The 13,933-nt window shown below is 41.2% G+C and carries 7 protein-coding genes; 4 read left to right on the top strand and 3 right to left on the bottom strand.

The genetic code is table 11. The annotated features are described in order from the left end of the window. Positions 1–255: 255 nt before the first annotated feature. The 3 genes from AABI99_RS15760 (at position 256) to AABI99_RS15750 (ending at position 6,105) form a co-directional block, all read left to right on the top strand. On the top strand, positions 256–1,443 hold the full coding sequence (locus tag AABI99_RS15760) for an alpha/beta hydrolase-fold protein (protein WP_338367040.1): 1,188 nt from the start codon (positions 256–258) through the stop codon (positions 1,441–1,443). A 103-nt stretch (positions 1,444–1,546) separates the two neighbouring features. Then, the gene (locus AABI99_RS15755; protein WP_338367039.1) at positions 1,547–4,555 is read left to right on the top strand and encodes an ATP-binding protein; all 3,009 of its coding nucleotides are present in this window, start codon (positions 1,547–1,549) and stop codon (positions 4,553–4,555) included. A gap of 248 nt (positions 4,556–4,803) precedes the next feature. After that, a complete protein-coding gene (locus AABI99_RS15750) occupies positions 4,804–6,105 on the top strand; it encodes a DEAD/DEAH box helicase (protein WP_338367038.1) in 1,302 nt (433 codons plus the stop codon). Positions 6,106–6,183: 78 nt separating this feature from the next. Here AABI99_RS15750 and AABI99_RS15745 read toward each other — a convergent pair whose 3' ends face one another. The 3 genes from AABI99_RS15745 to AABI99_RS15735 all read right to left on the bottom strand — a co-directional run bounded on the left by AABI99_RS15745 (position 6,184) and on the right by AABI99_RS15735 (position 13,407). Then, the gene (locus AABI99_RS15745; RefSeq protein ID WP_338367037.1) at positions 6,184–9,405 is read right to left on the bottom strand and encodes a S41 family peptidase; all 3,222 of its coding nucleotides are present in this window, start codon (positions 9,403–9,405) and stop codon (positions 6,184–6,186) included. A 154-nt stretch (positions 9,406–9,559) separates the two neighbouring features. Beyond that, positions 9,560–10,960 carry a 5-methyltetrahydrofolate--homocysteine methyltransferase gene (locus tag AABI99_RS15740; RefSeq protein WP_338367036.1) on the bottom strand — a complete coding sequence of 467 codons (1,401 nt, stop codon included), beginning with the start codon at positions 10,958–10,960 and terminating at the stop codon, positions 9,560–9,562. Positions 10,961–10,992: 32 nt separating this feature from the next. After that, complete coding sequence (locus AABI99_RS15735) at positions 10,993–13,407, bottom strand: TonB-dependent receptor (protein WP_338367035.1); 2,415 nt, start codon at positions 13,405–13,407, stop codon at positions 10,993–10,995. A gap of 145 nt (positions 13,408–13,552) precedes the next feature. On the opposite strand from AABI99_RS15735, the gene AABI99_RS15730 reads away from it, so the two are divergent. Next, the coding region (locus AABI99_RS15730; protein ID WP_338367034.1) for a MerC domain-containing protein at positions 13,553–13,933 on the top strand (381 nt) is incomplete at its 3' end.

The raw sequence follows: 13,933 nt of genomic DNA, 5'->3' as shown, positions 1-13,933 counted from the left end.
AATCAACGTAAACCACACTGACGACATTATTGCGCCAATTGTTTACACACTGCCATTGCAGTTACTGTCGTACTACGTAGCAGTAATTAAAGGCACTGATGTTGACCAACCACGTAACTTAGCTAAATCTGTTACTGTTGAGTAAAATCAAAAGGTTATATATTTTTATTAATGTTAAAAAAGCGCTTAAGGCGCTTTTTTTGTGCCTAAAAGTCTGTTAGCTTTAATAACTTATTATTCTCTAAGGGATTAGTCATGCGTTTATTTGCAGTCATTTGTTTTGTTAGCTGTTTTGCTTTTAGTTCACAAAGTGTTTTTGCCCAACCTGGCGCTAAACAGCAACGTACTGATTACTCTCAGTTCACGCACACTATTAAATCGGCTGTTTTAAACGAAGAACGCACAGTTGTCGTTAAGTTACCTAAGAGCTATCAATCTGAGCCAAACAAGGTATATCCTGTTATTTATCGCTTAGATGGCGCGGGTAATATACCGCTTGCCAGCGCTGTTATTGAGCGTTTACAAAATGATAATCGTGCGCCAGAGGTTATTATTGTCGCTATTGAAAACATCAATCGCTTAAGAGATTTATACCCCACAGTGAATAAAGAGCCACAAGGCCCGGTAGGTGAAGGCGGTGGCGCAGCAACGTTTTTAGCATTTATAGAGCAAGAGCTTATACCCTTGATTAATAAAAGTTATCGTACGCACAATTATAAAGTGATTGCTGGCGCATCTGCTGGAGGTGTATTTGCGCTATATGCGTTGCAGGCAAAGCCCGAACTATTTCAAGCGCATATTGCTTACAGCCCTGCCGTTTGGTGGAACTATGGCGCATCTGTAAAGGCGACTAAGTCGTTCATCAATAAATCAAAAGACCTGAATAACTACGTTTATATCAATATAGGCGAAGAAGCCGGCATAATGCGTCAAAGGTACGATGAATTACAGCAATCACTGCAATCGCATAAAGTGCGAGAGCTACGCTTCTATAGTGATGCGTTTGATGGCATCTCGCACGGTTTAACCTCTGCTGCAGGCATATTTAATGCTTATTACAACTTATTTTTACCTAAACAAATGCCTATAAGTGCTTTAACTGACGATGTAGCCTCTATCGATGCTTACTATCAAACATTATCTCAACAATGGGGCGAGCAAATATCTCCACCAGATCGCGCTGTTAGAGCGCTCGGTTATAACTTAACGGGCAGCAAGCAATTTTCCCGAGCTATTGAGGTGTTTAAATACAATATAAAAAACCACCCAAAATCAGTTGATGCGCTTTCGGCATTGTCCTACGGTTATGAAATGCAAGGGGATACTCGCCAAGCGCTTGAGCAGATGGAGTCTGCTTTAACGATTGCAGACGACTCATATCCTTATATAAATTACTTAAAAGAAACTAGGGCTAGGTTAAAAAAGCATGATAAGAGGCAATAATTTAAGCTATTAACTTTTAAAAATTAAGTTGTTGATTATCGTATATAGCGAAAGTGAAGCCTAACTTTAGGCTTTAAATCACATAATAAGAAGGATATTTAAAGTGGCAGATTTATTAATTGAACACTTAAAAACAAAAGGAACTGAACATTCCGATTTAAGTTTATTAGTGAACCAATGGGGATTTGATCAAAAAATAATCCCAAAAGCTTTACAGAGTATTGGTAGTCTTTTCCCACACTTCAGCCGCCATGATGAATCGCATAGCAAACAAATTTTAATAAATATCGAAAGAATCTTAGGTAAAGAAAATATAGCTAATTTAACAGCTACAGATACATGGCTTATCTTAGAGTCTGCTTATTGGCATGATATAGGTATGGTAGTCCCGCAAAATGACCTAAAAGAAGCTTTTAGTGATCCTGATTTTCGTCACTACATTGATTCCGTAGTTACAGATAAAAATCATCATTTAAATGAGTTTTGCTCAAATTTTGATAATGAAAATCTGATAGGTAGCTTTCAATTCATGGGATCGCCCATTGAGGCCACTGATAATTTCCGACAGCTAATGGCTGAATGGTTCAGAAGAAAACATGCCAATAGAGCTGAGCAAACGGTAAATACTCCTTGGGAATCCGCTGGTATATCTTCCCCAAGAACTGAGCTGATCCCTAAGAGGCTTTTCAGAATACTTGGGCAAATTTGTGCATTACATGGGGCAAATTTTAAAGAGATTGTTGGTGAAAATGGCTTACCTTATAAAGAGGCAGGATTGGGACAAGAAGATTGCCACCCTAGATTTGTTGCCTGCATGCTAAGAATTGGCGACTTGTTGGATTTAGATGACAACCGTTTTTGTCCTGTAATGAAAAAAATTGCTGGTGATAGCAGACCATCATTAAGTAAGGCTCATGAAGATAAACATGCTGCTATTAGGCATTTGCGCATAGACAAAGATAGGATTGAGGTTACGGCAGAGTGCAGTAGTGTTGATAGTTACCTTGAATCTTATAAGTGGTTTGAATGGTTAAAGCAAGAAACTCAGGCGCAAATGAGCCTTTGGCAAGAAATAGCACCTAGCAGGAGCTTTGGTTTATTACCTACTTTAGGGAATATACAGGTGAAACTTAGTGGGCAGCAGCAAGTACTGTCTGAAGGGGAAAGGCCTCAATTTAAACTTGATAGTGAACAAGCAATTAAGTTACTACAAGGAAGTAACCTTTATGCTTCAAAATTTGCCTGTATCCGAGAGCTTTTACAAAATGCTGTCGACGCAACTTTAATAAGTGTTTGGTTAAGGAATAAAAATAAGATTAGTTGTGAAAAATGGAAAAACCCAAGTGATCCAGAGGTGAAGAATGCTATTGATAATGAAGCCATCGAAATTTCACTCAAAGAAATGGGAGAGTGTCCAAAAGAAAATGAAAATTCATTATGGGAGCTAACTATAAAAGATAACGGTACCGGCTTCAGTATTAAAGACTTTTCATACTTATTAAGCATTAGTAGCTCTAGTAAAAATAAAACAAAAAAAGATATTGTGGATTCAATGCCTGAGTGGATGAAGCCATCAGGAGCATTCGGTATTGGTTTTCAGAGTTCATTTATTCTTGCAGATAAAGTGAGCATTACATCAAAAAGTCTCTTTACTAATGAGTGTAGCCATGCAGAACTATATAACCCTCTAGGTGAAAAAGAGGGGTTAGCACTTTTAAAAAGTTTGCCTAATGATATATCTACTCAACATGGGTCTGAAGTTAAGATTATATTTTCGCTTAAAAAAATTGCTACAAGTTGGAGTATAAGTTTACATAGAGAGCCTAGTGTTAAAAGCATGATTTTAGATAACCACGATCCAAATTTAGATGAATCGTTTCCATTTGAGTCAGCACGAATTGCTGACTCGATAGTTGATTTTGCGAAACACTCACCAATTAGAATTAATGGTCATTATAAAGCGAAAGATCAGAAGGCTATGCCTCTTTATATTAAAGGTGAAGAAAAAAAAGGATATTTTATAGATTTAGGAGGTGAACAAGTCGAGCTACTTTTTTACCCTACTAGTCGGTTTTCGCGGGTTAAAACTTTATATCGTGGACAGGAATTTGATTCTGGAAATATCAGATTTCTTTTTGCAGATATAACGATAAATTTACTTTCAGGTAAAGCTGGTGCTTGGCTTTCAATTAATAGAGATGAAATAAACAAAGAGGCTAGTGCAAAACTGATACAAGTTATTGAAAATTCTCTTTTCCATATTTCTGAGAAGTTAGTCGGAAATTTGAAAGCTAATCAAGAGAGCTCAGATGTTAAAGAAGAGTTTAAAATACATTTTTCTTTATTTTTAAATGCCATGGCTTTAATGGATTCTAGTAATAATCCTTGGGAAAAGTTATCTGATGACTTTAATCGTTTTGATAAATTTTGGCTCAAATATAAGGTTGCTGATAAAGCTTTAGACGAGTATTTAAATGGAGAGCTATTAAGAATTGGAGAAAAAAACCTTAATGGTGATAACGTTTCTATTTGTGATATCTATTTGGGGAATCACCCTGATTATGATGATTTGATAAAATGTTTATTATTTAAAGAGTGGCAAGTAAGGTATGGAGTAAATACAATTGAAGTAATTGAATCAGGTGACTTTAAAAATCAAAAAACAGATTTAGTTTATTGCTGTAAAAAACAAAAGCCATCACAACCTTATAACAATAATGCTTTGCTTTCAGCTTTAATGAAAGCAAACTCAAAAAGTAATTCAAACTCTAGATTTTTGCTGCCACCTCCTATAGGTTTTGAATCATTAGTACTAGATAAGTCCACCACGTTAAATGCTAATTATTTATTTGATACAGGAGTAGGTGATTACGAATACATGCTTTTGCCCCATTTATTTACAACCCCTAAAAGTGGGTATTCTACTGAAGGTATAATTTTTGTATCCGAAGAGAAGTTAGATAAGTTTTGTGAGTGGATAAAACCCAAATTGAAAAACATGTTGACTGAGGCAGAAATTAAAGAAAAATATGATGAGTTAATTAAGTATATAGATGCCTTGATGGCCGAATCACCTTACAAAGATAAGTGGGTTAAATTATTAGCTAAATAATAAAATTGATAGCCACGAACTAAGTTGAGTCCACCAAGGTTTGTTTAAGGAAAAAATTATTTTTCTAGAGCGTGAACCTTCGCTCTAGAAAACTTGACCTGATGAAGTACCAATATTATCAAGTCAAGTTTATTACTTACAACACGCAGCTGTTACCTCAAAACATTAAAATCACTAATCCCTACTTAATAAGCATCAAATACGCTAAAATTACAGGCTACTTTTTTAGCAATGAGCCCGTACTATTCATGACCTCAGCAACCAGCCCTAGCACCTTTAACGATCTTGGCCTTATTCCAGAGCTACAAGCGCGTTTAACCGATTTGGAATACAGCCAACCTACGCCAATTCAAGCTAAGGCGATTCCAAGTGTACTGGCTGGTAGCGATTTAATTGCGGGGGCAAATACTGGCTCAGGTAAAACAGCAACATTTGCTTTGCCTATGCTACAAAAGTTATTTGTAGAGCAAGGCGCTAAAAAAACAGCGAGCAAAGGTAATTTTGTCACTGGGCTTATTTTAGTACCTACCCGTGAGCTTGCAACGCAGGTGGCTGATAGCGTTAAATCGTATTCTGCACACTTTAATGGCGCCATTAAAACGGTGGCGGTATTTGGTGGTGTGTCGGTTAATACACAAATGCGGGCTCTACGTGGCGGCGCCGATATTATTGTTGCAACGCCAGGGCGTTTGCTCGATTTAATCTCAAGTAATGCGATTAAGCTCGATAAAGTAACAACCTTAGTGCTTGATGAAGCCGACCGCATGTTAAGCCTTGGCTTTACCGAAGAGCTTGCCGAGCTATTAGCGTTAATGCCTGCTAAAAAACAAACTATGTTGTTTTCAGCAACCTTCCCGGAGCAAGTCACTCAATTAACGCAAGAGCTGTTAACCAACGCAGTTGAAATACAAGTTCAAAGTAAAGACGAAAGCACCTTAGTACAGCGCGTATTTACGGTTAATAAAGGCGAAAAAACCACGGTTTTAGCGCATTTAATTAAAGCGCATAAATGGCGCCAAGCACTTATTTTTGTAAACGCTAAAAAAGACTGTGAGCACTTAGCAGGTAAGCTTGAAAAGCGTGGTATTAACGCACAGGTATTTCATGGTGATAAAGGCCAAAGTGAGCGTACTCGCGTAATAGAAAAATTTAAAGCGGGCGAAATAGACGTACTTATAGCCACTGATATTGCAGCCCGTGGTTTAGATATTGCCAAACTACCTGTTGTTATTAACTTTAACTTACCGCGTAGCCCCGCTGATTACATGCACCGTATTGGCCGAAGCGGCCGTGCCGGTGAAGTTGGCTTAGCGTTATCGTTAATTGATTATGAAGACTTTCATCACTTTAAAATAATCGAAAAGAAGAACAAATTCCGTTTGGAGCGTGAGGAAGTAACGGGTTTTGCGCTAAACCAAGCAAATCTTGATGCAGCGAAAGCACTTAAAAACGATAAGCCAATGGCAAAGCCAGCTGGCACTGGCAAGAAAAAGAAGAAAAACAAAGCTAACCCCAAAGATGACGTATGGAGCGGCTGGAGAAAAAGCTAAGCCTTAATACATATAAGTCATTAAATCCAAGTCATTAAAAAACCCTGCAAATTTGCAGGGTTTTTATAAGCTAATAAGTTAAAACTTAGAAGGTGCTGGTGGCACGACTAAAGGTTGCTTAGGGTTTGCTTTAAGCTCCTTTAATAACTCCTGTACAGCACGCTCTATAGATGGATCTTGGCCTTTATAAATAAGCTCCGGGCGATCAACCACTTTAATATCAGGTGCAACGCCTTCGTTTTCTATAATCCAGTTGCCATCGTTGTCTAAAATACGGAAAGTAGCTGCAATGACTTGCCCGCCATCTACAAGGCTTGGGTTGCCAGAAATACCAATTAAGCCACCCCATGTCCGCGTACCAATTAGCTTACCTAAACCCGCTTGGCGGAAGTAGTAAGGAATTGCATCACCGCCTGAGCTTGAATAGCCGTTTATTAGCATGGCTTTTGGGCCGTCGTGTGCAAACTGTGGCGTTTTGGTAGGCTCAACACCGCGGCGTTTCCAGTAGTTAAGTGGTTTACGCGCAAGCCAGGTGATCATGTGCTCAGGAATAAAGCCACCGCCATTGTAACGGTCATCAATAATCATGGCGTCTTTAGTTGTTTGCGGCATGTAATTTTTAAACATGGCGCGGTTACCTTCATACGCGGTATTTGGCAGGTGCACGTAGCCAATACGCCCGTTTGATAGCTTATTAACGTAGGCTGCACGTGAGTTAACCCACTCTAAATAACGTAGGCCTTGCTCACTGGCTACAGGTTTTACAGTTACTTGCCATGCGCCTTTGCTACGCGGTTTGCTATTTAGCACTAGCTCTACTTGCTCGCCTTGAGTGTTTTCAAGGAGTTCGTAAAAGTTAGCAACGTTTTTAACCGAACGGCCATTTACCGCAATTATGTAATCGCCGTTATGTGCTTTTACGCCTGTAGTACCCAGTGGTGAGCGGAAGTCTTCGTGCCAGTTTTCACCTTTGAAGATTTGCTCTATTTTTACGTAACCCGATGGATCGCTTTCAAGCTTAGCCCCTAATAAACCGTGGTTTTTACGTTCGGCTTTTGGCATATCACCCGATTGCACATAAATATGGCCTGCGTTAATTTCGCCGGCTATTTCACTTAGTACGTAATCAAGGTCGCTACGGTGGCTAATAGCATCAGCCATAGGTTGGTATTTAGCTAAAATAGCATCCCAATCTTGACCGTGGTGGTTTTCGTCGTAGAACCAGTCGCGCAGGGTGCGCCAGCCTTCTACGTACATTTGTTGCCACTCAGCTTGTGGGTTAATTTTAAGCGTCATTTTGCTTAAATCGAGCTTGTTGGCGTTTAGGTCTTGCTTTGGTTTAGGCTCAATTAAGCTGTAACCGCCACTTGTACGTACAAGCAGGTGCTCGCTGTTGCTCGATATAGTGTAATTGCTAACACCTTTAGCAACGGTTTCTAGCTCGCTATCGTGCTCGGTGCCTATAAGTTGTAAACCACCATTAGCAAGTGTCAGTACGCCGCCTTTTACTGCAGTTAAGCCACGGTAGTCGCCCGCGGGTGCATTAAGTGCGGTAACACGCTGCATAAAGTCGCTGCTTTGCAGTGCGTTTTTAACTTTTTTATCGTCCTCTTTTTCGTCTTTTTTATCTTTTACAATCGTGGTTTCGTCACTTTGTAAGGCAATAAGCGGTTTGATGCTATCGTTTACTGCGGCCGCATAAATACGGGTGGCGCGGTTAAACATGTAGTCAAACTCGTAACTGCTAAAGGCAAGGTTAAAGTCGCGCTCAGAGCTAAAGTAAAGGTATTGACCATCTGGCGAAAAGGTTGGGTTTTGCTCGTTACTCATTTCGTCTGTTAGGCGAGTTACCTTTTTCTTTTTAAGGTTGTAGTGCCATAGTGAGGCATAACGGTTTTCGTTATTTTTAACATACACAATGTCTTGGCTATTAGGCGACCACGTATATTGAGTAATGCCGTCTTCGTCGTAAATACCAGTATCAATTTTGTGTTGCTTGCCCGATTTTGCATCTAACCACCACAGTGTGTGGTTTTTATCTGCAAACAACAGCTTTGAGCTATCGGGTGACCAAATAGGAGTAAAGCGCCAAATAGTGCCATTACTAGTGAGTTGTTTAATGGCATTATTTTTACTGCGATCTTTTAGGTAAATTTCGTACTCGCCGCTTTCATCGCTCATGTAGGCAATGTAACGGCCATTTGGCGACCAGCTTGCGTCTATTTCGCGGCTTTTTTGAGTGTACGATAAGTTACGCGTGGGCCCTTGCTTAACAGGTACACTAAATAGCTCGCCACGGGCTGTAAATACAGCACGTTTGCCATCATGAGAAATCGACATAGAGTCAATAAAGTCGCTTACATTTTTACTGTACGGCATAGCGTATTGGCGAACACCGGCAATGTTAATGCTCAGCTTAGTGCTTTTTTGTGTTTTTGCGTCAAAGCGATATAAGTAACCGCCATTCTCGTACACAACCGCATTAGGGCCTGCTGAGGGCCAAAGTACGTCAAAGTCTTTAAAATTGGTGAGCTTTTTAGGCTCATTGCCTTTACGGTATTGATAAAGGTTTAGCGTGTAATTACGGTCCGATACAAAATAAATGTTGTCGCCAACCCAAGTAGGTTGCTGGTCGGTTGCACGGTTAGTGGTCAGTTGCTCTGAGGTGTTATTTTCTAAATCATAAACCCATACGTCTTGCGCACGGCCGCCTCGGGTGCGTTTCCAAGTACGAAACTCACGGTCAATGGGCGTATAAACATACTTACTGCCATCTGGCGAGAGCATACCGCCGCCCGTTTCTGGAATAGCTAAAGGCTGCTCAAGGCCACCGTCGGCAGGGACCATATAAGGGCGGCCCATACGTTTGCCCCACGGTGTGCGGTTAGCTCTAAACACCACATTTTTGCCATCAGCAGTCCAATCTAAAACGCGGTAATCAAAACCACCACGCGGCGGCATTGGGCCAACATCGTTGTAGTAGGTAAGCTGCTTAAGGCCTGAGCCATCGCTGTTGATCACATATACTTGGCGGCTGCCGTTATACTCAGCCGAAAACGCAATGCGCTTACCATCAGGAGAAAACTTAGGAAATGTTTCAAAACCAATATGGTCGGTTAAACGTTTGCTTTCGCCGGTTTGTGTATTAGCAATATAAATATCGCCGCTGTAAACAAAGGTCACGTTTTGGTTATGAATATCAGGAAGGCGTAGTAAGCGTGTGTCTTTAGTTTCATAGGCCGATACACTCGGTGCAATAACTGCAGCCAAGGCAAGCGCCAATGTTGTTAATTTTTTCATGGGATTACATCCTATATTAATAGCTGTTACATCATAACAATAAGGTGATAAATAGCGATGTACTTGCGATAAAAGGTCTGTTACAAAATGTGAATAAAAAAGGTTGGCATTAAAACGCCAACCTTCAAGGGAGTACTCTTTTTAAAGAATAAAATTAGTGGTCGTGATCGTCTTCTTCTTCCTCTTGCGCAATACCAAGCCAAGTAATTGCACTAGGCGCAAAAGTAAGCTCAACCTCACTCTCAATTTCTAAGTCTTCAAGGTGTACTTGCACAACATGCTGAGCAATCGGGTCGGCTACATAAGCAAACTGACCATTTTGCGCCACTGTCATGCTAAAGTTCATGCCCTCTGGCATGGTTGATATATCTTGCTCAGTAATATCAACTTGACCTTCAAGCTCCCAATGCATTTCGCCATCATGGTCGTGTGCGCTAAATACATTTAAAAAGCCTAAGCTGTCTAATATTAAAAAGTGCTCGCCATGGGCAGAAAAAGAGTACGACACAGCACTTGCGCCATCGGCTAGTTGCCACTCTAGTTCTTCCATTTGGGCTGTTGCAGGGTTAATAGTGACAATTACGGTTTCGCCGCCACCATGGCCAGACGCTACGCCAATAAAGGCCTCGCTATTTTCGTGGCCATAAATACTACCAATACGTAAATCGCCAACGGCTGCTATGTTCGCTATTTTTTCAGCTTCGTATTCATCATCGTGCTGGTGGGCTAATAACACACCATCGCTACAGCCAAATGCTACGTAGTCGTGGTTTTGTGCCGCGCCGTGTAAATCAGGGCATGTTAACTCTAAGGTTTGTTCAAGCTCGTATTCACCATCATGAAAATGATAAACACCTACTTGATCTGGCAGTACTTTAGCAACCGATGTGCTTTCGCTGTCATCACGGCGAAGTGTTGATAATAAATGTTCACCGCGAGGCTCTGCTACACCGTGCATATTAATATCGTAGCTAATACCCGGTAGTGTTGCTGTTGCGCTGGTTATGTCGTTATCTGTTAATACTTCAACAGAGGCAACCGTGCCTGAGTCTGCATCACCATCATAAAAAATAGCTAATTGGCCGTCATGTTTTACAAGGTGAGTAGGGCGGCTGCCACTTGTTAGCTCATAGCTGCTAGCCGCTGGGCTTTGCTCGTAGTCGTGTAAATGCTCGCCATGGTCTTCACGCCATAATCCACCATCAATAAAGCCTAAGTAATCTTGTGCGCGGCTTGCAATAACGGCATAACGAAAATCAGGTGATGACGACAGCGTGTTTGAATCGTTCGTCAGGGTAAATGTTTCAAGTAAAGTGTTGTCATCAAGGTCATAAAAGCTGGCTTCGTTGCTATTGCCTGCAAGCACCGCTAATCTGCCTAATGAGTCAATTGTGTAGCCATCATCATGGTCGTGATCATCATCGTCATGATCGTGCTCGTCTTCTACAACAATAGGATCTTTTTCTACAATATTGGTTTCTGCATCGCCACAGGCTGTAATAAATGTAGTGCTAATGGCCAGCGCAATAAGCTTTAATTTGTATAGTTTTTTCATGTTTATTTCCTTTAATTATAATTTTTTAACGCTTAAAAATAACCGCGAATGCCTAGCGCAAAACTACGTCCTGGACGTGGCGCTATATTTTTTACAAACGAGCTGTGCACGCGTGCTTCTGTATCTGTTAAGTTGCTGCCTCGCAGGTAAACAGACATATCTTGGTTTAATACTGAAAGGTCGTAAGAGATGCTTGCATCAACCAATGTGTAGCCGTCAGTTGATGTTTCTTGTGGGGCGGTGCGGTCTTGCTTTTGATAGCGAGTAACGTGAATATGCGCACTGAGTTTATCTGTTTGGTAGCTTAGCTCGCTACCAAAACGAAGCGGTGGAGTGCGGGGTAAATCGCCGCCGTCTTTAAGGCGTGCACGAACGTAATCTGAGAATAAATCTACTTTAAATTCATCGGTTAATTGCCACGCAATTTGCGCTTCAAACCCGTGTAAAATCACATCGTCTGTTTTAAATAAGTAAACTGGTAGCTCTGCTGAATGGTCGTGCTCATCAGCGTGATCATGCTCTTCTTCATCGCCATGATCGTGGCCACTTTCAGCATATAAACCGGTGTTTGTTTGGTAATAATAATTATCTACTTGGTTGTAAAAGGCATTTAAAATAAAGCCAACATCGCCTTGGGTTTTACGCAGGGTTAAATCAACATTATTGGCAGTTTCTAAATCAATTGTTTGACTAGATAAACCCAAATGGCCGTCTTCATCTAAATCAAACAGTGCGCCTACTTCGTAAGTGCCAGTACCAATGTGCGGTCCAAACGATAATAACTCAGAAGCCGAAGGCGCACGTTCAGAGCGCGATACAGAAAGCCCTAAATTATAGTTAGGGGTAAAATCCCACACTACGCCTGCAGATAAACTGATTGGCGTAAATTCATGCTCTACGTCAAATACACGAGTGGTTTCTGTGCTTTCTTCGTGGTCGTGATCATGCTCGTCGGCTTCCTCTGCTTCATCATGTGCATGAGCGTCAATATTTGCTAGTAATACGTCGCCTGATTCAATGGTTACACGCTCAATACGCCCACCTAGCTGCACTAAAAAATCACCAAAGTGCCTTTCTTCCATCAGCGCTACAGCAAAGCTTTCGGTTTCTGATGGAGGCGTAAAGGCTTCTTCGCCTTGTGCTTCAACATCGCTTTGTTTGTAATGAAAGCTAATGCCGCCATTCCACTCGCTAAATTGGTTATGCATGAGGTCTATACGAAGTTCGTTGGTTTCGTTTTTAAATGTGGTGCCTACAGCGCCACCTTCAATTTCAGCGTGTTCGTAGTCGGTGTGGCCTACGCGCAGGTTGACTTTGTTTAGCCATTTATTATCTAGGTTGTATTCACCTAATAATTGCACTTTAGTTTGCTCTAAATCGGCAAATACGCTTTCTTCGTCGTCGCTGTGTTCTTCCTCTTCATCGCCATGCGTATGACCCGGAATACCGTATTGACGATTAAATTGCTCTACTGCTATGCCAATAAAGCCGTTATCCATTAAATAGCTAGCGCCAACAGTAAAACCATCAGACTCTTCATTACTGTTTTCAACTTTGTAATCGCTACTATGCTCTTCACCGTCACTATCTATATCGGCCGCTACAGGTACCTCGTAGTCGTCGGCTTCACGCCAAAACGCATCGGCATAAAAAGCCACTGAGTCTGTGCCTGTGGTGGCGTTAAACGAGGCCACTTTTTGGTTATCAGCAGAGTTATGTTCTAGGTTCCACTCGCCGCGTGTTGTGCTGTCGGTTGGTACGCGGTTATCTACCACATTTACTACGCCACCAATCGCTCCGCTACCATAAAATAGTGTTGCAGGGCCGCGTAATACTTCAATTTGTTGTGCGGTAGAGGCTTCTGATGCAACAGAGTGATCGGGGCCAACGCGCGACACATCGCTTACATCAAGGCCATTTTGAGTAATAAGTACACGCGGGCCACTCAAACCACGAATAATAGGGGTACTGGCTACTTTGCCATGAAAGTTAGTGTTAACGCCTGGGAGTTTTTCAAGGCTATCCCCAAGGGTTGCAGCTTGTTGGCGCCTTAGTTGTTCACCAGATAAAACACTAACAGGTGAGGCAGATTCCATTGCCGACATATGAATAGGGGTTGCTTCAATATCAATAACTTCAATCGGCGAGCGCTTTAAATTAAACGTAACTGACTGGTTTTCATCATTCGTTATTGTTATATCGCGATGAAGGTGCGCATAACCCGGGGCTACAATATGAAGCTCTTTTAAGCCATTGTTTAGCTCGGTTAGTACAAATTTACCATTTTCGTCGGTGGTTACTTTAAGGTCTGAGCCTTCAACTTCTATTGTTGCATTAGTTACTATTTTATCTTGGTTGTTTAATACAACCCCTTCAAGCGTACTTGCCAGCACACTTGCAGGTAATAAAGCTGCAATGAGCACAGCTAATTGTGATTTATTTTTCATTTGACTACCTTGTTGGATGTTATATTATATCAATTATGCGAGAAACGTTATAATGTATCAATAGTAATTCATAATTGTTACTATAACGGGCCTTATAAACCAAGCGGCAAAGCCCTTGGTTTAAAAATGATCAGAAGAGGAAGTAATGAAGTCGAGTCAAAGTGTTATGGATCGTATGGCTATTGGGCTGTCGGTAATGTGCACAGTGCATTGTTTTGCAACCCCAGTTATATTAGCGTTATTGCCTAGCTTTGCTGTATTACAAATAGATAGCGAGCAGTTTCATTTATGGATCCTAGCGGCGGTATTACCAACGAGTTTATTAGCATTAAGCCTAGGCTGTAAAAAGCACAAGCGTTTACGTTATATGGGCTGCGGCGTTATTGGGTTAGCCTTTATGATATGTGCGGTATTACTAGGGCATGAGGTGGCCGAAAAAGCGCTTACTTTAATAGGATCGGCTTTTATAGCTGTAGCTCATTGGTTTAATTACCAACAATGTCTTAAACAGAATGACGATAACTGC

The sequence above is a fragment of the uncultured Pseudoalteromonas sp. genome, assembly GCF_963922945.1.
GTDB lineage: Bacteria > Pseudomonadota > Gammaproteobacteria > Enterobacterales > Alteromonadaceae > Pseudoalteromonas.
This window is presented reverse-complemented; position numbering and strand designations above follow the sequence as displayed.